Below are 19,520 nucleotides of genomic sequence, written 5' to 3' on the forward strand. Positions count from 1 at the left end.
TTCCGTCTACTCCAAAGGGACACAGATGAGTTCATCTCCCCCGTCGGCCCAAGAGCCCGCCGGCCCCGGCGCCGGGCAGGACGCACAGGCCGCCAAGGCGCGTAAGCAGCGCCGCGCCCGCCGTCGTATCGCGGGTGCTCTCGCGCTGATGATCGGCTTGGTCGGAGCCGGCTTCCTGGCTACCGCGCTCACCCCGCAGGCCCAGGTCGCGACCGCGCACGAGGACCAGTCCGCGCTCATTCGCGAGGGCAAGCAGCTCTACGAGACCTCGTGCGTCACGTGCCACGGCGCGAACCTGCAGGGTGTCGCCGATCGTGGTCCGAGCCTGATCGGTGTCGGCGAGGCCGCGGTCTACTTCCAGGTCTCCTCCGGCCGCATGCCGATGGCCGTCAACGGTGCCCAGGCGGTGCGCAAGCCGGAGAAGTTCGACGCGCACCAGACCGACGCGATCGGCGCCTATGTCGCCGCCAACGGTGGTGGCCCCTCGGTGATCCGTGACGCCAACGGTGAGATCGCCCAGGAATCGCTGCGCGGCGACGACATCGCCCGTGGTTCGGAGCTGTTCCGCATGAACTGCGCCTCCTGCCACAACTTCACCGGTCGCGGTGGTGCGCTCTCCGGCGGCAAGTTCGCGCCGCCGCTGGCCGAGGCCAGCGAGCAGCAGATCTACCAGGCGATGGTCACCGGCCCGCAGAACATGCCCAAGTTCTCCGACCGGCAGCTGACCTCGGAGGAGAAGCGCGACATCGTCGCCTACGTCAAGAACTCCGCGGAGGAGAAGTCGCCCGGCGGCTGGGACCTCGGCGGTTTCGGTCCGGCGACCGAAGGTTTGGCGATCTGGGTCATCGGCATCACCGCAGTGGTCGGCGCCGCGATGTGGATCGGATCGCGGTCATGATCGGTCAGCGCGCGGAGGCGGCAGCGCAGCGTAACCACGCAGCGCGCCCGAGCATGACGAATTGGATGCAGCCATGAGTGGACAGGAGCACAGCGACATGGGTCGCGAACCCACCGAAGACGAACTGGACGCGATGTCGCGTGACGAGCTGGTCGAGCTCGGTACCAATCGCGACGATGTCGATGTCGTCTACCGCAACGAGCGGTGGCCGGTGCCCGGCACCAAGGCCGAGAAGCGCGCCGAACGTGCGGTCACGTTCTGGTTCGCCGTCTCCGGCCTCGCCGCCGCCGCGCTCATCGGTGTCTTCCTGTTCTGGCCGTGGGAGTGGAAGGGCTACGGCGACGAGGGCCACAGCGCCTACTCGCTGTTCACCCCGCTCGTCGGCCTGACCTTCGGCATCTCGGTGCTGGTTATCGGCATCGCGGTCGTGCTGATTCGCAAGCGGTTCATCCCCGCCGAGATCTCCATCCAGCAGCGCCACGACGGCCCGTCGGACGAGGTCGAGCGGCGCACCCTGGCAGCTGAGCTGCAGGACGCGCTCGACACCTCCACCCTCGGTCGCCGCAAGATGATGCTCGGTACCGCGGGCGCCGGCGTCGGCGTGCTCGGTATCGGCGCACTGCTGGTGTTCGTCGGCGGCATGGTGAAGAACCCGTGGGCCAAGCGCGACAAGTCGCCGCTGTGGGTCTCGGGCTGGACCCCGGACTACCCGGGTGAGACCATCTACATCCGCCGCGACACCGGTCGCCCGGAAGACGTCGTCCTGGTGCGCCCGGAAGATCTCGACGCCGGCTCGATGGAGACCGTGTTCCCGTGGAAAGAGAAGTGGCGCGGGGATTCGCACGAGACGCTGCAGTCGCTGCGCGGCATCCGTAACGCCGTGATGATGATCCGCCTGCGCACCGAAGACGCCGAGAAGGCGATCAAGCGCAAGGGTCAGGAGAGCTTCAACTTCGGCGACTACTTCGCCTACTCGAAGATCTGCACCCATCTCGGCTGCCCCACCTCGCTGTTCGAGCAGCAGACCAACCGGATCCTGTGCCCGTGCCACCAGTCGCAGTTCCTCGCGACCGAGTGGGCAAAGCCGGTCTTCGGTCCCGCCGCCCGCGCACTGCCTCAGCTGCCGATCACCGTCAACTCCGAGGGCTTCCTGGTCGCCGCGGGCGACTTCATCGAGCCGCTCGGCCCGGCCTTCTGGGAGCGTCGTTCATGAGCCAGGTAAACGAGATGGACGAGCGGTATCGCGCCGCCGCGTTCGTCAAGCGGTCGATCAACAAGGTCTTCCCGACCCACTGGTCATTCCTGCTGGGTGAGATCGCGCTCTACGCGTTCATCATCCTGCTGCTGTCGGGTGTGTACCTGACGCTGTTCTTCGACCCGTCGATGACCCACGTGGTCTACGACGGCGCCTACCAGCCGCTGCGCGGCGTGGGCATGTCGCGGGCGTACGAGACCGCGCTGAACATCTCCTTCGAGGTGCGCGGCGGTCTGTTCGTCCGGCAGATCCACCACTGGGCGGCCCTGCTGTTCGCGGCGTCGATCATCATCCACCTGTTCCGCATCTTCTTCACCGGCGCGTTCCGCAAGCCGCGTGAGGCGAACTGGGTGATCGGCTCGCTGCTGCTGATCCTGGCGATGTTCGAAGGCTTCTTCGGCTACTCGCTGCCCGACGATCTGCTCTCCGGTACCGGTCTGCGCGCCGCGTTCTCGGGCATCACCATCGGTGTCCCGGTCGTGGGTACCTGGCTGCACTGGCTGATGTTCGGCGGCGACTTCCCCGGCGACATCATCATCCCGCGCCTCTACATCGCGCACGTGCTGCTGCTGCCCGGCATCATCCTGGCGCTGATCGGCGCGCACGTCGCGCTGGTCTGGTACCAGAAGCACACCCAGTTCCCCGGACCGGCCCGCACCGAGCACAACGTGGTCGGCGCGCGCATCATCCCGGTGTTCGCCGCCGATCAGGGCGCGTTCTTCGCGTTCACCCTCGGCATCGTCGGCATCATGGGCGGTGTCCTGCAGATCAACCCGATCTGGAACCTCGGTCCGTACAACCCCTCTCAGGTGTCGGCGGGTTCGCAGCCCGACTTCTACATGATGTGGACCGACGGTATGGCGCGTCTGATGCCGCCGTGGGAGATCTACATCGGCAACTACACGATCCCGGCGGTGTTCTGGGTCGCGCTCATCATGGGTCTGGTGTTCACGCTGCTGATCGCCTACCCGTGGATCGAGAAGCGCCTCACCAACGACCACACGGCGCATCACAACCTGCTCCAGCGTCCGCGCGACGTGCCGGTGCGGACCGCGATCGGCGCGATGTCCATCGCGTTCTACGTGGTGCTCACGCTGTCGTGCGTCAACGACATCATCGCGCTGAAGTTCGACATCTCGCTGAACGCGACCACCTGGATCGGTCGTATCGGCGTGCTGCTGCTGCCGCCGATCGCGTACTTCATCACCTATCGGTTCTGCATCGGTCTGCAGCGCAGTGACCGGGCGGTGCTCGAGCACGGCATCGAAACCGGCGTGATCAAGCGTCTGCCGCACGGTGAGTACATCGAGGTGCACCAGCCGCTGGGCGGGGTCGACGCACACGGCCATGCCATCCCGCTGGAATACCAGGGCGCCCCGGTGCCCAAGAAGATGAACAAGCTGGGTTCGGCGGGCAAGCCGGGCACCGGTAGCTTCCTCAAGGCCGACCCCAAGGCCGAGGGCGAGCGCTGGGTCGAGATCGAGGAGAGCGAGGAGCACCGGATGCTCGCCGTTCTCGCCGAACAGCAGGCGATCGCCAACAACAGCGAGCCGTCCGGTCACTGACCGAACCGCACGTAGCGCGAAGGCCCCGAGTCGAATTCGACTCGGGGCCTTCGTTTTGTTCCTACAGCCGCGGGGTGCGCCGGTATGTCTCGATGGCCTCGAATTTGGCCAGGTTGTGGCGGGCGTCGGCGAGCGCGTCGTGCGCGTCGTCGGGGATGGGCGGCAGGGCGGGGCTGCCGTTCACGGCCCAGTGCTGGCGCAGTTCGTTGGTGTAGCGCGGCATGCCCTTGGGCAGCGCGGTCATGTCACCCCACAGTTGGCACAGCGCCACGTGGTCGTACGCGCCGACCCAGGCCCACAGCTCGGGCTGCACACTCGGCCGCGGAAGGAAGAACTTGAACAGGTCGTCGCGGATCTGTTCCCTGGTGCGATACAGCGGCGACCCGGCACTCGGCAGCTTCGGCAGCACGTGCTTGCGCACCCACGGACCTGCCCGCTTCGCATCGAATTCGGTGGACACCGCGTAATACTCGCGCCCGTCCTCGCAGACGACGCCGATCGAGATCAGATCGATCGTCGTGCCGTCCTCGATGAATTCCGAGTCGTAGAAATATCGCAGGGAGATCGCCTCTTCGTGTCGGTAGGTTGCTGGCGGGGGTCCGACACGACGGGCGAGGGACCCACGACGGGTTGACGAAACCCTATGTCGGTGCCCCGCGCGCACCGCGCACGGGTCTGCGGTGCCCGGCGCAGGTACGCCGGATATTCGCCCGTTGCCCGGGGCCGTATTCTTAACTGGTGACCTGGACCGTCGACGTACCCATTGACCGCCTGCCGGAACTGCCACCGCTGCCCGACGAGTTGCGCGGTCGCCTCGATGCTGCGTTGGCCCGCCCGGCCCTGCAGCAGCCGTCGTGGGACGCCGACGAGGCCGCGACCATGCGCACCGTGCTCGAGAGCGTGCCGCCGATCTGCCTGCCCGCCGAGGTCGAGGACCTCAAGGCGCAGCTGGCCCAGGTGGCCCGCGGCGAGGCGTTCCTCATGCAGGGCGGTGACTGCGCGGAGACCTTCGCCGACAACACCGAACCCCACATCCGCGGCAATATCCGCACGCTGCTGCAGATGGCCGTGGTGCTCACCTACGGCGCGAGCATGCCGGTGGTGAAGGTGGCGCGGATCGCCGGGCAGTACGCCAAGCCGCGCTCCTCCGACACCGACGCGCTCGGCCTGACCTCCTACCGCGGTGACATGGTCAACTCCCTCGTCGCCGACGAGGCGCTGCGCCGCCACGACCCGTCCCGACTGGTCCGCGCCTACGCCAATGCCAGCGCCGCGATGAACCTGGTCCGCGCCCTGACCAGCGCGGGCACCGCCGACCTGCACCGCCTGCACGACTGGAACCGCGATTTCGTCGCCCAGTCGCCCGCGGGCGCGCGCTACGAGACCCTCGCCGAGGAGATCGACCGCGGGCTGCGTTTCATGGCCGCCTGTCAGGTCAACGACCCGAGCCTGAAGACCGCGCGCATCTACGCCTCACACGAGGCCCTCGTCCTGGACTACGAGCGCGCCATGCTGCGGCTGAGCGAGTCCGAAACCGGCGAACCGCTGCTCTACGACCTGTCCGCGCACTTCCTGTGGATCGGCGAGCGCACCCGTCAGCTCGACGGCGCCCACATCGCGCTGGCCGAACTCCTCGCGAACCCGATCGGCCTCAAGATCGGGCCGACCACCACGCCGGATCTGGCCGTGGAATACGTCGAGCGGCTCGACCCGAACAACGAGCCGGGCCGACTCACCCTGGTCGCGCGCATGGGCAACGGCAAGGTGCGCGATGTGCTGCCCCCGATCATCGAGAAGGTGCAGGCCACCGGCCACCAGGTGATCTGGCAGTGCGACCCGATGCACGGCAACACCCACGAGTCGTCCACCGGGTTCAAGACCCGCCACTTCGACCGCATCGTCGACGAGGTCCAGGGCTTCTTCGAGGTCCACCACGCGCTGGGCACCCACCCCGGCGGCCTGCACATCGAGCTGACCGGCGAGAACGTCACGGAGTGCCTCGGCGGCGCCCAGGACATCTCCGATCTCGACCTCGGCGGCCGCTACGAAACCGCCTGCGACCCGCGCCTGAACACCCAGCAGTCCCTGGAACTGTCGTTCCTGGTAGCCGAGATGCTGCGGTAGTTCTGGAGCGCTGGCGCGCTCGAGTTCGCGGCCATGGCGGTCCCGCTGTTGCGGTGCCGTTGCTTGCTCCTTCGTCGCCTACGCAACGGCACCGCAACAGCGGGACGGCCGCGAACCGCCGCTGCGCGGCGGACCCTCCTCGAGGTCGGTCGTACGTGGTCGGTAGTGCGGTCATGGCGGACTCGGGGTGCGCGCAGCGAGCCCGGGGGCGGTCAGCGAGGACCGCGCCCGGGCTTTTCCTTATCCTTCTCGGGATCCTTGCCCCTTCAAGGCAGGGCGGTGAGCGTTACGACGCTGCCCGCCTCCACATTCGAGTTGAAGCCCGGAACCTGGCCGATCACCAGCGAACTGTCGGAGTCGGTGAGGGATTTGACCTCCACCCGTAGCCCGAGCTGTTGCAGCTTGGAACGGGCGCTGCCGACGCTTTGACCCATCACATTGGGCACCTTCACCGCGTTCGACAGGATCAGCGTCACGGTGTCGCCCGATTGCAGGGTGGCGCCGACGGCGGGCTCGGTGGCGATGGCCTTGTCGCCCTCGATGCTCTTGTCGAACTGCACGCGCGTATCGCGAACAACCAGGCCCGCGGTGGTCAGCGCGCTGGCTGCCTCCTCGGCGGTCTTGCCCCGCACATCGGGCACGTTCACCGGCTGAGATCCCTTGCTGCGGTACACCTTCACCTGACCGCCCATCGGCAGGATCGTGCCCGGCGCGGGCTCCACCTTGGCCAGTGAGCCCTTCGGTGCGGTACTGGCCGCTTCACCGGCGTCGATCGGTTGCAGGCCGCCGTCGCGGATCGCCTGGTTGACGGCGCTGATCTGATCGCCCGCCTTGATATCGGGCACTCGCGGTTTGCCGTTCGAGATCAGCACCGCGATCGTGGAACTCTTGGTCACCCGCGACCCGGCCGACGGATCGGTGCCGACCACCCCGCCCACCGGAATCGTGTCGGAAGCTTTCTGTCGCAGCTCTGTTTCGAAACCGGCCTCTTGCAGCACGGCGACGGCCCGCTCGGAGTCCATGCCCGCGATCGGGGGCACCGAGCTGTAGCGGCCGACGCCGACCCACCAGCCGCCGATGCCGACCAACAGGGTCAGCGCGACGACGATGCCCACCCATACCAGGCCTGTTCGGCGAGCATGGCTGTCGCCGGTGCCGAACGCGGTCGCCGCGGGCGCGGGGGCGTACTCCTCCGGCCGTGGGCGCGGCGCGGTCACCACCCTGGTGTGGTGCGGCTCCGGTGCGTGGGAATGGTGCGCGGCGATCGGCGGCGGGGTGACCGGGCGCTCGCCGGGATGATGCGCGGCGCCGGTCTGATAGCTCTCGCTGAGATGTTCGGCCGAATCCCGGGGTGCGGGCACCCGATACGGCGGCAGGTTCAGCTCCATCGCGATGGACTGCAGTCTCGCCGCCATCTCGTTGGCGTCGGCGAAACGCTGCGCGGGGTCGCGGGAGGTCGCCTTGGCGACGAGTGCGTCGAATTCGGGCGGCACGCCACCGATGAAGTTGCTCGGCGCGGGTACATCGTTCTCGACCCGCTGATACGCCACCGACAGCGAGTTGTCGCCGGTGAACGGCACCCGCCCGGTGAGCAGTTCGAAGATCAGGACGCCGAAGGAGTACACATCACTGCGCGCGTCCGCGGTGCCGGTGGTGACCTGCTCGGGGGAGAGATAGGCGGCCGTACCGAGGATCACGCTCGCGGAGGTGGTGTTGGCCGCCGCGACGGCGCGGACCAGGCCGAAATCGGCGATCTTCACCTCGCCCGCGTCGGAGATCAGCACGTTCTCCGGCTTCACGTCGCGGTGCACCAGGCCGGCGTCGTGGGCGGTGCCGATCGCGCGCAGCACCGGCTCGGCCACGGCCCGCACGGCGTGTGGCGGCATCGGCCCGCGTTCGCGCAGCAGCTCACGCAGCGTGCCGCCCTCGACTAATTCCATGATCAGGAACGGGTATTCACCGTCGACACCCTGGTCGTAGACCGCGACGAGGGACGCGTGCTTGAGTTTGGCCACCGCGCGCGCCTCGAACTCGAAGCGGCTCAGGAACTGGGGGTCGCCGGCGAACTTCGGGTCCATCACCTTGATCGCGACGGGGCGATCGAGCCGGGTGTCGGTCCCGCGGAAGACCATCGACATCCCGCCACGAGCGATCGGCGCATCGATGCGATAGCGCCCTTCCAGCATCTGGCCGATCAAGTGATGTCCTCCGGCATTCAACCGGCCGCCGTGTGCGGCCACCACGATGGTAACCGGGCGGTGTGGGCATGCCAGACGATGCGTGCGCCTCGACACGTACTACCGTTGTGCGAGTGAGTGCCTTCCCCTGCAGCAACGACGTGCTGCCCGACACCGAAACCATCGTCTCGCTCCCCGAGGCGGCCGACATCCTCGGTATCCCGGTCACCTCGGTGCACCAACTGCTGCGTGACCACCAGATCCTCGCGATCCGCCGCAACGGCATCCCCGGCATTCCCGCCCGCTTCTTCGACTCCGAAGACGAGATCGTCCGCATGCTCCCCGGCGTGATCACCGTGATGCGCGACGGCAAGTACAGCAACGAGGACATCCTCGAGTGGCTCTACACCGATGACCCCTCCCTCCCCGGCCGCCCGGTCGACGCTCTGCACGGCCACCTGGCCCGCGAGGTAGTCCGCCGCGCCCACGCCGAACCCTTCTGATCGTCGGACCGGATCGAACGGGTTCACCACAGCGGTAGTCGACGGCAGCCTCGATCCGGTTTCTCGACCGGCGACCAGCGGTGGCCGGTGGGTGTGGTCAAGCCTTTGGCGGCGACCAGGAGTCGGCGACGGTGGGGGACCGTGGCCCGGCTGGTGAAGACCTGGTAATCGGCTGCTTCGATCCGGTCGAGGATCTCGGCGTAGAGGGTGGCCGCGGTGGCGATCGCCGGGCGTACCCGGGGTGCGAGCAGGGCGACGCCGGGCACGGCTTGCCGATAGATGTCGCGGTTGACGGCGATCAGGTGGGCGAGCGCGCGTCGCAGGGGTGCGTCGGTGTGGCCGCGATGGCGGCAGGCGCGCAGGTGGGCTTCGTCCACGCCGAATGCCCGCAGTTCGTCGGTGGGCAGGTAGATGCGGTCGCGATCGAGGTCCTCGGCGACGTCGCGCAGGAAATTGGTGAGCTGGAAGGCTTCGCCGAGGGCGGCGGCCGCGGGTTCGGCCTGGGCGACGGGGACGACGGTGCCGAGGACCGGCAGCAGTTGCAGGCCGATAGCGGCGGCGGATCCGCGCATGTACTCGCGCAGCTCGCTCATCGTGGCGTAGCGGATGCGGTGGGTGGCCGTGCCGGGGACATCCATGCGCATGGCGTCGAGGAACGTCCAGATGTGGCCGTGCGCGATGTCGTAGCGGGCGATGGTGTCGGCGGCCGCAGTGACGATCTGGCGGCGGCGCGTGTCGGCGGTGGCGACGCCACGGTGTGCCAGGGCCGTGCGCAGTTGTCTCTCGACGAGGTCGAGATGCGCGGCGGGGGAGACATCGACGACCTGTCGTGCGCCGTCGCGCGGGTCGAGGACACGGGCGTGGTTGTCGGCGTGGTCGACGATGTCATCGACCATTCGCGCGAACGCGTACAGCGCGTGCACGGCCCGCCGGCGCTCCGGTGAGAGCAGCGCGGTCGCCAGGTAGTACGTGCGCCCGTGCTCAGCCGCGATCCGCCGACAACTCGCGTACGCCGCGTCGAGATCGCCGCTCGGCGGCAGGGCCTCGGGAAGTACCGAGTACGCGGTCATGCCCGGCGCTCCCGCGCACGACTCATGCCCGGACGGGCGGCGCAGGCTTACCGGCCACGGCCTTCGACGTGGCCGAACGCAGCCGCAGCGGATCAACGGTCTTCAGCGACACCGCCGCGACCACGGCGGCGAACGTCGCCAGCGCGACGTGCCAGAAGTTGTAGAGCCCGATCGACCCGTCCGGCTGGAACACCAGCATCAACCACGTGCAGATTCCCACCAGCCACATCAACGTCGTGGTCGACAGGGCGAACGCGGCGGCCAGCGCCAACGGCCACGAGTAGTACCAGGGCAGCGCGGCGGGGGAGAGCAGCACGATCGCGACGAAGGCGATGATGATGCCCATCACGGCCTCACGCTCGCTGTGGCGGAACCGCCACCATGTCGCGACGAGCAACACCACCATGGCGATCTGGCACAGGGGACGGGTTACTTGCAGCACCGCGTCGCGATCCAGCGGGGTCACCCAGGTGACCATGTGCGCGAGAATCGTCGGTAACGAAAGCCAGTTGATGATCTTGTTCGAACCCTGCAACGCGGTGACCCAGCCGAAGCCGACCCCCGCGATCACCGACGCCGCGCCGAATACCAGCGCGAACACGCCCACGCCGATACCAGCGATCTTGGCGAAGACGAGCAGTGGGTGCGGCATATCCGGGGACGGTCTGGCAGCGTCGGGGTGTTTCTGCTCTTCGGCGAGCGCGGCATCGGAATCCACCACGGCTCGACGCTCGGCGGCTCGTCGTTCCTTCTCGTGCAGAATCCAGATCCACACCAGGAACGGCAACGCCACCCCGGCGGTCGCCTTGATCGCGACGCCGATGGCGACCACCACGATGCCCGCCACATGGTGGCGTTCGAGCACGAGCGCGACGCCCGCGCACATCAGCCCGACCATCAGCATCTCGTTGTGCACGCCGCCGATCAGGTGCACCAGCACCAGCGGGTTGAGCACCGCCAACCACAGCGCCACCGTCGGCTTACCGCCGAGATGCTTGGTCAGATACGGCACCGCCCACATCATCAGCGCCAGCCCGGGCAGCATCGCGAAGCGCAGCGCGATGGTTCCGGCGATCACATTGTCGCCGGTGATCGAGGTGATCGCGCGGCCGATCAGCAAGAACACGGGACCGTAGGGTGCGGTGGTGGTGGTCCAGACCGTGCTCACGTTGTCCAGCAGCACACCCGGATTGGCGACGGGCCCTACCTGATAGGGGTCGAAACCGTCGCGGAGCAGCGCACCCTGGGCAAGGTAGGAGTACACATCGCGGCTGAACATCGGCGCCGCGAACAGCAGTGGGGTGATCCAGATTCCGACGATCGCCCGCAACTCGTTGAGAGTGACCGTCGATTCGCCCTTGCTGGTGGTGATCCGGCCGAGTCGAACCCACGCCGTGATCATCATCAACACGCCGATCCAGATCAGGATCGACGACAACGCGTACCCGTGGCCGAACCGGAGCCAGGACAGGTGCAGCGCCTCGAGCAGCGGGTCGCGTTTGCGGACAGCGCCCGCGCCGAAGCCACCGAAGGTGATCATGGCCGCGCCGAAGAATCCCATGAGGGCCGCGTGGCCTTCGGGGCTCCTGGCGAACTCACCTGCGGTGCGCAGCCATGTCCGAACGCCGGGGTCGGTTCGAGCGGGTAGGTGGCGCTGGCGCTCGAGTGTGCGCGTGTTGTCCATTGTGCCTACGGTCGTCTCGGAGGGCGGCATGTTCGGTCGGTCCCCCCGGATGGTCGGCGGTCGCAACCGCGAGCTGATAAGTCGGCCGTCAGTTTACGGCTTCAAGTGGGAACACTAACCCGGTGGTCGGTACCGGCGTGTGCCCGGCTGCCGGTGATTCGTGCCGCAGCCAGCTTGCCCGACAGCAGCGTGGTGGGCACACCCACCCCCGGAGTGGTGCCGCAACCTGCGAGAACGACGTTGTCCACACCCCTTGGCAGATTGCGTGGCCGGAAGGGGCCGGTTTGCCGGAACAGGTGCGCGATCGAGAACGGCGTGCCCGCGATCATTCCTCGGGCGGCCCAGGTGACGGGTGTGTCGAGGTGGTCGACGTGGAAATGCTCGGCGATTCCGGTGTAGCCGCGCTGTTCCAGTACCGAGAGCAGTTCGCGGAGATAGGCCGGGCCGAGGCGGTTCCAGTCGAATGGGGCGGCGGTCAGGTTGGGGCAGGGCGCGAGCAGCGACAGCGGTTCGAAGCGGCCGGTCGCCCGGTCGATGAACAGGTCGGCGTCGGTCAGCGCGGGTCGCGTGAGCAGCAGGGAGGGATCGCTCATGAGTCGGCCGCGACCCGCGCGCGCGGCGATCTCGGCGAACGTCTGCGCCCAGGCGGCGCCGAACTCGATGGTGTGGTGCGCCTGCACCGGCCAGTTCGCGGCGATCTCGGCGGGGACGGTGCCGTGGGCGACCACCGCGGACGGCGAAGCGCGCAGGCCGCGGCGATGCTGCAGGCCGAATCGAGGCAGTGAGCCGATGTCGGCGGTGAGCACCACCGCGTCGCAGGGATAGGTGCCGCCGTCTGTCGTGCGAACGGCTTCGGCACGTTTGCCACCGGTGTTCGCGATCCGGTCGGTGCGCGTCCCGTAGTCGATGCCGTCGACCTCGGCGTTCAGCACGAGCTGACCACCCGCGGCGGTGAAGGCCTGGGCGAGCGCGGCCGTGATGGCGCGCATCCCTCCTTCGGGGAAGTAGACCCCGAGGCAGGTGTCCATGTTCGGGATCGCGCCGTAGACCGCCAGCGCGTCATCCGGGGACATGCCCGCGTACAGAGCTTGGAAGGTGAACAGCCTGGTCAGCCGCTCGTCACGCAGGTAGGACCGCACGCGAGGCCCCAGCTTGCCGAACCCGCCGAGCTTGGCGAGCGCGACCAACGCGGCCCTGGCGCGCGGTGTGCGCACCATATCGAGCGGCGAATCGAAATCGGCGTTCATGAACTCGTCGAACTCGGCGTCGTAGATGCGACCGAGCCAGTCGCGCAGTCGCCGGTAGTTGCGCGCTTCGGCGGGCCCGCAAGCGCTTTCGACCTCGGCGGCCATCTGGTCGGCATCGTCGAAGACGCGGATGGCGCTGCCGTCGGCGAAGCGCGCGTGATAGGCGGGGGTGAGCCGGTGGATGCGCAGGTCCACGCTCTGCCTGGTGTGCCCGACAGCGGCCAGCGCGTCGTCGATCACCGAGGGCAGGGTGAGTACCGTTGCGCCGCTGTCGATCTCGTAGTCGTCGAACCGGTAGCGACCCACCCGTCCGCCCGGATGATCGGCCCGCTCCAGCACCGTCACCTCGTGGCCGGCGCCCCGCAGATGTAGCGCGGCCGCAAGACCGGCCAACCCGGCTCCGACTACGACGACATGATTCGCTTGTCCCACAACACTTTTCCTATCAGGCGGCACGGCGAGTGGCGGCCAACGCCATGGCGTGGAGCAACTGCTTGGCGGTCGGCGTCGCGGAACTGGTCGCGATCGCGGCGAGCCCGGTCTCGGTGAGTTCGGCGATCCGCCGCTCCACCTCGTCGACCGCGCCGAGGTCGGTGAGCACCGTGCGCAACCGATCGACGGCGGCATCGTCGAGGTCGGTGCCGAGACCCGTCCTGATCAGGTCCGCGGATGCCTCGTCGGCTCGGCGCAGCGCTTCGGCGATCAGTACGGTCCGCTTGCCTTCGCGCAGGTCGTCGCCCGACGGCTTCCCGGTCACCACCGGGTCGCCGAACACGCCGAGTAGGTCGTCACGCAGCTGGAACGCGATCCCCACGTCGGTCCCGTAGGTCCGCAGCGCGTCCACCAGCGCGTCGTCGGCGTCCGCGAGCACCGCACCCAGGTGCAGCGGCCGTTCGATCGTGTACGCGGCGGTCTTGTACCGGTTGATCCGCAAGGCGGCCTCGACCGATTCGTCGCCGCCGGCCTCGCCGTTGATGTCGAGGAGCTGCCCACCCAGCACCTCGGTCCGCATCCGCGCCCACACCGGGGCGAACCGGGCCAGCGCGTGTGGGTTCAACCCGGCTTCGTTGACCAGATCATCTGCCCAGGCCAGCGCGAGATCGCCGATCAGAATCGCGACGGCCGAGCCGTAGGCGGCGCCGTCGCCGGGCCAGCCCGCCGCCTCGTGCCGATCCTCGAAGTCGATGTGCACGGTCGGGAACCCGCGCCGCGTCCGCGAGGAGTCGATGATGTCGTCGTGCACGAGCGCGCACGCCTGTACCAATTCCAGCGCCGAGCAGGCGGTGAGTACCGCGGCGGCGTCGGGCCCCGTGGGGTCGCCGCCTGCGCCGAGCCAGCCGGTCCACGCGAACCCCGGCCGCGTCCGCTTGCCGCCACGGACGACGAACTGTTGCAGCGCCTCGACGGCATCGATGAAGACGGGTCCCAGCGGCTCGACGATCTCCCGCCGGGTGGCGAAGAAACTGGTCAGCACCTGTTCGACAGCGGCGACGAAGGCCGGTGTTCCCGGTGTCAGCGCGACGAGATCGACCGAGGTCAGAGCATCGGCGGCGGACCGGGAGAGCGGGGTACCGATTCCGGCGGACAGGGCGGCCTCCAGGGGCGAAGTGGGCGAACAGCGGGACCGGTTGGGCACTCGGTGGTGCGGTCACCAGCGTTGTCTCGAACGATACGCGGGCGGGCCCGGTGCGCTCCCGGCGCACAGCGCCGCTGCGACGCAACCCACACCCGGCGTGTCGGCGGGTTCTGTCGCCGCGGCGCGTCCATCGGACTTGACGCAATGCCCGGTGTTCGGCGGCCGGATTCCCAGTCGGTGCCGGAGCGTCCTGCCTTCCCACTAGACTGAGCCGGTGGATTTCGACAATGGACGGGGAAGTTCGACCCCAGATCGACCCGCCCAGCGGCCGTCGATCGTCTCGAACACCCCCTCGGTGGTGCAGAGTCTGCGCACTCACTCGGGCAGTAACGTGCCCTTCTCCGTGGAGTTCAACCCCCCGCGTGACGCGGCGGGCGAGGCTCGGCTGTGGCGTGCGGTCCGCGAGTTCGAACGCATGCATCCCGCCTTCGTGTCGATGACCTACGGCGCGGGCGGCTCCACGCGTGACCGCACCGTGCGCATCACCGGTGCCCTCGCGCAGGAGACCACCCTGCTCCCGGTCGCCCACCTCACCGCGGTCGGCCACAGCATCGCCGAACTGCGCTCGCTGATCGGCTCCTACGCCGACTCCGGCATCTGCAATGTCCTGGTCCTGCGCGGCGACCCGCCCGGCGATCCGCTGGGCGAATGGGCCAAGCACCCCGGCGGTGTCGAATACGCCGAGGAACTGGTTCGCATCGTGCGCGACCTCGGCGATTTCCACGTCGGCGTCGCCTCGTTCCCCCAGGGCCACCACCGCTCGCCCGACCTCGACCACGACACCCACCACCTGGCCGCGAAACTCCGTGCGGGAGCGGAGTATTCGATCACCCAGATGTTCTTCGACGTCGAGCACTACCTGCGCCTGCGCGACCGCGTGATCGCCATGGACCCCATCGAGGGCGCCAAGCCGATCATTCCCGAGCTGATGCCCATCACCTCCCTGCGCACCGTCGCCCGCGCCGAAGAGCTCAGCGGCCGCCCCGTCCCCGCCGACGTCGTAGCCCGCCTCACCCGCGCGGCGGGCACCGGTCCGGAGGAGGACCGCGCCGCGGTCCGCGCCGAAGGCATCCAGATCGCCACCGAAATGGCCCAACGCCTCACCGACGAAGGCGCCCCCTGCCTCCACTTCATCACCCTGAACTTCGCCAAAGCCACCAGCGAAGTCCTCACCAACCTCGGCTACGGAGTAACCGCGGCCCCGCTGAGCGCGTAGAAGCGGGCTCGTGTGCTACTTTTCGCGCGAAAAGTAGCACAACTGGCTGGCGGTGCTACTTAAGTAGCTCTACCCTTTACAGTGATACCTTTCGGCCGAAAAGTATCACTGAATGCCGATTCGAGGGCTTGTGCTGATGCGCATCGAGGACTTCTCCACGGCGCAGCAGGTGAACCTGGTGCGCGCGGAGAATGGATATCGCGCGTTCGCGCCACCACCGCTGCCGCCGATTGTGCAGATGTCTCCGAAGCTCGTCCGCAGGCTGTCCAGTGCGGATCGGGCGGTCGGCGAGCTGGCCGGGCTCGGGCGTGGTCTACCCAGTCCTGAGCTGTTCGGCCGGGCGCTGGTGCGTCGCGAAGCCGTGTTGTCGAGCCGGATCGAGGGCACTGTCGCGTCGTTGTCGGATGTGGCGATGTATGAGGTCGAGCGTCCTGCCCACCCTCGGGGTGACGTCCAGGAAGTGTTCAACTACATGAGCGCGATGGATCATGTTCTCGATCCGGGTAGGCGCTTGCCGTTGAGTCTGTCGCTGTTGCGGGAAGCGCATCGGATCCTGATGACGGGCGTTCGCGTCGACTACGCCACTCCCGGCGAATTCCGGCGCAGCCAGAACTGGATCGGCCCTCCCGGCTCCACGATCGACACCGCGAAATACGTTCCGCCGCCGCCGGAATCGCTGTGGCTCGGGCTGGATGCCTTCGAGAAATTCCTGCATGCGGACGGGGAACTACCGCCGCTGTTGGCGATCGCCGCGGTGCATTATCAGTTCGAGGCGATCCATCCCTTCATCGACGGCAACGGCCGCATCGGCCGGTTGCTCGCGGTGATGCTCCTGGTCGAGTGGGGCTTGCTGCCGGGGCCCTTGCTCGACCTGTCGTCCTATATCGAGCCACGACGGGACAGGTATTACGAAGGTTTGCTGCGTGTTTCGACCGACGGCGACTGGTTCGGCTGGTTCGACTTCTTTCTCGAGGTCATCGAGGAGCAGGCTCGCGACAGCCTCGCCCGCGCCGTACGCCTGGATGCGCTGCGTACCGAACTCAGGCTGAGGGTGGCGCGAGCCCGCTCATCCGGCCTGCTGCCGATCCTGGTCGACGAGCTGTTCCGGTCGCCGATCATCGGCATCGCCAACGCGATGAAGGCCCTCGATGTCACCCACCGCTCCGCGACCTTGAATGTCGAAAAGCTGGTGGAGGCGGGGATTCTCGTCGAAGTAACCCGAGCCCGTACCCGCTTCTTCGCGGCTCCGGATGTGCTCGCGGTGATGAACGGCACCTGACTGTCCACCCGGCAGAAACGCGTCGACTACCGCGTGACGGCGAGGTCGTTCCAGATTCGTTCCCAGCTGCGGGTCATCGCGGGGTAGACGATGCCGTAGCGGAAGGGCTTGATCAGGGCCATGTAGAAGCGGCCGAACCAGCCGTTGGGCTTCACCAGGACGGCCATCTGTAGGTGGTAGCCGGTGGTGTCGGGGACCCAGCCGAGGTGCATGATGCCGTGCATCGTGCCGTTGGCGATTTCGGCGGCGTACTCGTTGTGGAGGACGTAGAGGCCGGTGAGGGGGCTGTCCTCGGTGGGGACGTCGGTGTCGCGGAGGTCGGCGGGGAGGCGGTCGCGGAGGGAGGCGACTCGGGCGCCGGTGCCCGCGTCGTCGCGGTCCCAGCCGAATAGTTCGCCCAGCTTCCAGCGGATCTTGAACAGCAGGCCGCTGATGCCGGTGGCCTCGGAGGCGCGTTCGGCCTGGAGAGCGGCCAGTAGGGCACGGAAGTCGTCGGGGCCGCCGCCTGGGGTGCGGAATCGCCAGATGTCCTCGACGTCGAAGTCGGGGGCGATCTCGTGGATGCGCCAGGGCTGGTCGGTGTGGGCCGATTCGGGTAGTCGCATAGCGGGAACCTCCATGTGTACGGCTGCGTATAACTGGAGAATACCGCTGATATACGCCTACGTATAGAAGGTAAGAGTGTGACGGCTGCGAACTCGACGAGCGCGGAGGCCACGGCACGAGTCCGCGACCCCCGCACTCGGTGGTATCAGTCCTGTCGTGCGGGTGCGACGAAGGCGGTAGTGATCAACGCGAGGACGAGCAGGCCCGCGCACAGGTAGCTCGCCACCTCGATGCCCGCGGCCATGGCCGCGCGGCCCGCGTCCGCGACGAGCAGGGTCTGCGGATTCTCGGCGAGAGCTCCGATCGCGGCACCCGCGCTGTCGGTGACGGTCGACTCCAGTTGCCGCACTTCGGTTTCGGGCAACCCGGCATCGGTCAGTCGCTCGCGCAAGCCGGTGCCGACCGTGCTGAAGTACACCGTGGTCAGGACCGCGATGCCCAGTGCTGAGCCGAGTTCCCTTGCCGCGCTTTGAATTCCCGAGCCCTGACCCGCGCTCTCACCCGGCACGTCGGCGAGCACGATATTGGTGACCTGGGCGGTAGCGAAGCCGACGCCGATGCCGTAGACGAACAGTGCGAGCGCGATCGACCACCAACTGCTGTCCGCCGCGGCGAACAAGCCGAGCAGTGCCAGCCCGGCCGCTTCCAGTGCCAAGCCGATCCTGACCTGCCCCAGGGCCGAGACCGAGGCCGTCAGCGAGAAGCTCGCGCCACTGGCGACGAAACTGCCGATCGCGAGCGGCATCAGGGCGAGTCCCGCTTGCAGTGCGGTGTAGTCGAGAGCGAATTGCATCCACAGGGGCAGCACCGCGATGATGCCGAACTCGCCGACGCCGACGATCAGTGTCACCACATTGCCCCGGCGGAACGAATCGATCGAGAACAGCCGAACATCGACCAGCGGCTGCCCATCGGCCCGGCCGAGCATCGCCTGTCTGCGCCAGAAGAGCCCGAGGGCGAGCGCGGCGCCGACGAACGCGACGAGAACCGGTGAAGGTCCACTGCGCCAGACGAACTCACCGATGCTCAACGGCTCGGCGACGACCAGCCAGCCATAGTGCCGTCCCTCGATCATGGCGAAGGCGAGCAGGCCGAGACCGAGCGCGGATTGGACCGCCCCGAGCCAATCGACGCGACCGGTGTTCCTCGGCGCTGCGGGAAGGTAGATCAGCACGGCCACCGTGATCAGCGCGACCGCCGGGATATTGATGCCGAAGGCCCACCGCCAGGAGAAGTCGGCGAGCCAGCCGCCGAGCAGCGGGCCGACCGCCGCGGCCGCGCCGATCGTGGATCCCCAGATCGCGAAGGCCTGCCCGCGAGCCTTTCCGGTGAATGCCGCGTTCACCAGGGCGAGTGAGGTCGGCAGGATCATCGCCCCACCGATGCCCTGCAGGAAACGGGCCGCGATGAGCAGGCCGCCGCTCGGTGCGAGCGCGGCGAGCAGGCTGGTGGCGCCGAAGACCGCCAGTCCGACCAGGAACAGCCTGCGCGCGCCGTAGAGGTCACTGAGTCGGCCGGCGACCAGCAGTAGCGCCGCGAAAACGATCGCGTACGACTCCTGGATCCATTGCGCCTGAATCGAGGTGATCCCCAGATCCTCGACGATCGGCGCGAGGATCACGTTCACGATCGTCAGGTCGACCACGATCAACGCGACGCCGAGCGAGACGGCGATCAGCCCCAGCCACAAGCGCAGCGGTGGAGTCTCGGTTTCTGTCCGCACTATGCCTCAGGACGAGATGGTGGAGCGGAAAACCGGCGATGTCGTGATGCTGCGGCAGCGACTCGCCGCGGGGCTCATCGACTACGGCAAGAGCTTCACCGAACTGGGCCGCCGATTCGGGGAAACGCTCGGCGTGCACTCCACCGACGCCTTCGCGCTGATGGAGATCGCCGCCGCCGAACATGCCGCGCAGCCGCTGCCTCCCGCGCTGCTGAGCAAGCGGATCACCCTGACGTCAGGGGCGATGACGACCCTGCTGAACCGGCTGGAACAGGCCGGCTATATCACCCGCAGCCGCGAGCACACCGACCGGCGAGTGGTGACACTGCGCTGCAGCGAGAACGCTCGACAGCTGGCCGACGAGTTCTTCCGCTCGGTCAATGCCGAGCACGACGCGATCCTGGCCGAATACGAGCCCGCCCAGCTCGCGGAATTCGAGCGTTTGCTCGGGCGATTGCGAACGGCGATGGACAGACAGCCTGAGGGCGCCCCGTAGTCGAGTCGACATCTCGGGGCGCCCTCATCGGTAGGGGTCGG

16 protein-coding genes are annotated in these 19,520 nt (G+C 68.0%); 8 read left to right on the forward strand and 8 right to left on the reverse strand.

What is annotated here, in order from left to right:
- The first annotated feature begins 25 nt into the window (after window positions 1–25).
- The 3 genes from QX204_RS07250 to QX204_RS07260 all read left to right on the forward strand — a co-directional run bounded on the left by QX204_RS07250 (window position 26) and on the right by QX204_RS07260 (window position 3,718).
- On the forward strand, window positions 26–898 hold the full coding sequence (locus tag QX204_RS07250; RefSeq protein WP_301905795.1) for a cytochrome bc1 complex diheme cytochrome c subunit: 873 nt from the start codon (window positions 26–28) through the stop codon (window positions 896–898).
- Between the two features lie 73 nt (window positions 899–971).
- Window positions 972–2,111, forward strand: coding sequence for a cytochrome bc1 complex Rieske iron-sulfur subunit (locus QX204_RS07255; protein WP_301905796.1), 1,140 nt, complete (start codon window positions 972–974; stop codon window positions 2,109–2,111).
- Window positions 2,108–3,718, forward strand: a complete 1,611-nt coding sequence (locus QX204_RS07260; RefSeq protein ID WP_301905797.1) for a cytochrome bc1 complex cytochrome b subunit — start codon at window positions 2,108–2,110, stop codon at window positions 3,716–3,718. Before QX204_RS07255 ends, QX204_RS07260 begins: the two co-directional genes overlap by 4 nt.
- A 61-nt stretch (window positions 3,719–3,779) precedes the next feature.
- Here the strand turns inward: QX204_RS07260 and QX204_RS07265 are convergent, their stop codons facing one another.
- Window positions 3,780–4,277 (reverse strand): polyadenylate-specific 3'-exoribonuclease AS, encoded by a 498-nt coding sequence (locus QX204_RS07265; RefSeq protein ID WP_056816848.1) that lies wholly within the window; start codon window positions 4,275–4,277, stop codon window positions 3,780–3,782.
- A 179-nt stretch (window positions 4,278–4,456) separates the two neighbouring features.
- Here QX204_RS07265 and QX204_RS07270 point away from each other — a divergent pair, with 179 nt between their 5' ends.
- Window positions 4,457–5,842 (forward strand): class II 3-deoxy-7-phosphoheptulonate synthase, encoded by a 1,386-nt coding sequence (locus tag QX204_RS07270; RefSeq protein ID WP_301905798.1) that lies wholly within the window; start codon window positions 4,457–4,459, stop codon window positions 5,840–5,842.
- Window positions 5,843–6,108: 266 nt separating this feature from the next.
- Here QX204_RS07270 and pknB read toward each other — a convergent pair whose 3' ends face one another.
- Complete coding sequence (pknB, locus tag QX204_RS07275; RefSeq protein WP_301907938.1) at window positions 6,109–8,028, reverse strand: Stk1 family PASTA domain-containing Ser/Thr kinase; 1,920 nt, start codon at window positions 8,026–8,028, stop codon at window positions 6,109–6,111.
- Window positions 8,029–8,153: 125 nt separating this feature from the next.
- Here pknB and QX204_RS07280 point away from each other — a divergent pair, with 125 nt between their 5' ends.
- The gene (locus tag QX204_RS07280; RefSeq protein WP_301905799.1) at window positions 8,154–8,522 is read left to right on the forward strand and encodes an Rv2175c family DNA-binding protein; all 369 of its coding nucleotides are present in this window, start codon (window positions 8,154–8,156) and stop codon (window positions 8,520–8,522) included.
- 23 nt (window positions 8,523–8,545) lie between these two features.
- Here the strand turns inward: QX204_RS07280 and QX204_RS07285 are convergent, their stop codons facing one another.
- From QX204_RS07285 to QX204_RS07300, 4 genes are all read right to left on the reverse strand, one after another.
- Entirely contained in the window at window positions 8,546–9,592 is a 1,047-nt protein-coding gene (locus tag QX204_RS07285) for a phytoene/squalene synthase family protein (RefSeq protein WP_301905800.1), read from the reverse strand.
- 22 nt (window positions 9,593–9,614) lie between these two features.
- Window positions 9,615–11,276 (reverse strand): alpha-(1->6)-mannopyranosyltransferase A, encoded by a 1,662-nt coding sequence (locus QX204_RS07290; RefSeq protein WP_301905801.1) that lies wholly within the window; start codon window positions 11,274–11,276, stop codon window positions 9,615–9,617.
- 101 nt (window positions 11,277–11,377) lie between these two features.
- Complete coding sequence (gene crtI / locus QX204_RS07295) at window positions 11,378–12,955, reverse strand: phytoene desaturase family protein (RefSeq protein WP_301905802.1); 1,578 nt, start codon at window positions 12,953–12,955, stop codon at window positions 11,378–11,380.
- A gap of 13 nt (window positions 12,956–12,968) precedes the next feature.
- Window positions 12,969–14,039: a polyprenyl synthetase family protein gene (locus QX204_RS07300; RefSeq protein ID WP_301907939.1), complete on the reverse strand. Its 1,071-nt coding sequence runs from the start codon at window positions 14,037–14,039 to the stop codon at window positions 12,969–12,971.
- Window positions 14,040–14,454: 415 nt separating this feature from the next.
- Between QX204_RS07300 and QX204_RS07305 the strand changes: the two genes are divergently transcribed.
- A complete protein-coding gene (locus tag QX204_RS07305; protein ID WP_301907940.1) occupies window positions 14,455–15,375 on the forward strand; it encodes a methylenetetrahydrofolate reductase in 921 nt (306 codons plus the stop codon).
- A gap of 112 nt (window positions 15,376–15,487) precedes the next feature.
- Window positions 15,488–16,654 carry a Fic family protein gene (locus QX204_RS07310; protein WP_301905803.1) on the forward strand — a complete coding sequence of 389 codons (1,167 nt, stop codon included), beginning with the start codon at window positions 15,488–15,490 and terminating at the stop codon, window positions 16,652–16,654.
- Between the two features lie 26 nt (window positions 16,655–16,680).
- On the opposite strand, the gene QX204_RS07315 is transcribed toward QX204_RS07310, so the two are convergent.
- Window positions 16,681–17,259 (reverse strand): DUF2867 domain-containing protein, encoded by a 579-nt coding sequence (locus tag QX204_RS07315; protein WP_301905804.1) that lies wholly within the window; start codon window positions 17,257–17,259, stop codon window positions 16,681–16,683.
- 146 nt (window positions 17,260–17,405) lie between these two features.
- Window positions 17,406–18,983: a DHA2 family efflux MFS transporter permease subunit gene (locus QX204_RS07320; protein ID WP_301905805.1), complete on the reverse strand. Its 1,578-nt coding sequence runs from the start codon at window positions 18,981–18,983 to the stop codon at window positions 17,406–17,408.
- A gap of 1 nt (window position 18,984) precedes the next feature.
- Between QX204_RS07320 and QX204_RS07325 the strand changes: the two genes are divergently transcribed.
- Window positions 18,985–19,479: a MarR family winged helix-turn-helix transcriptional regulator gene (locus QX204_RS07325; protein ID WP_301905806.1), complete on the forward strand. Its 495-nt coding sequence runs from the start codon at window positions 18,985–18,987 to the stop codon at window positions 19,477–19,479.
- Window positions 19,480–19,520: the final 41 nt, after the last annotated feature.

Origin of the sequence: Nocardia sp. PE-7 (assembly GCF_030486425.1) — a bacterium.
Lineage (GTDB): Bacteria > Actinomycetota > Actinomycetes > Mycobacteriales > Mycobacteriaceae > Nocardia > Nocardia salmonicida_A.

Bases quoted from the DNA above. Each gene is read 5' to 3' on its own strand.
- QX204_RS07250 (WP_301905795.1), top strand. From the start codon at position 26: ATGAGTTCATCTCCCCCGTCGGCCCAAGAGCCCGCCGGCCCCGGCGCC.
- QX204_RS07255 (WP_301905796.1), top strand. From the start codon at position 972: ATGAGTGGACAGGAGCACAGCGACATGGGTCGCGAACCCACCGAAGAC.
- QX204_RS07260 (WP_301905797.1), top strand. From the start codon at position 2,108: ATGAGCCAGGTAAACGAGATGGACGAGCGGTATCGCGCCGCCGCGTTC.
- pknB (WP_301907938.1), bottom strand. From the start codon at position 8,028: ATGCTGGAAGGGCGCTATCGCATCGATGCGCCGATCGCTCGTGGCGGG.
- QX204_RS07285 (WP_301905800.1), bottom strand. From the start codon at position 9,592: ATGACCGCGTACTCGGTACTTCCCGAGGCCCTGCCGCCGAGCGGCGAT.
- QX204_RS07290 (WP_301905801.1), bottom strand. From the start codon at position 11,276: ATGGACAACACGCGCACACTCGAGCGCCAGCGCCACCTACCCGCTCGA.
- QX204_RS07310 (WP_301905803.1), top strand. From the start codon at position 15,488: ATGCCGATTCGAGGGCTTGTGCTGATGCGCATCGAGGACTTCTCCACG.
- QX204_RS07315 (WP_301905804.1), bottom strand. From the start codon at position 17,259: ATGCGACTACCCGAATCGGCCCACACCGACCAGCCCTGGCGCATCCAC.
- QX204_RS07325 (WP_301905806.1), top strand. From the start codon at position 18,985: ATGCCTCAGGACGAGATGGTGGAGCGGAAAACCGGCGATGTCGTGATG.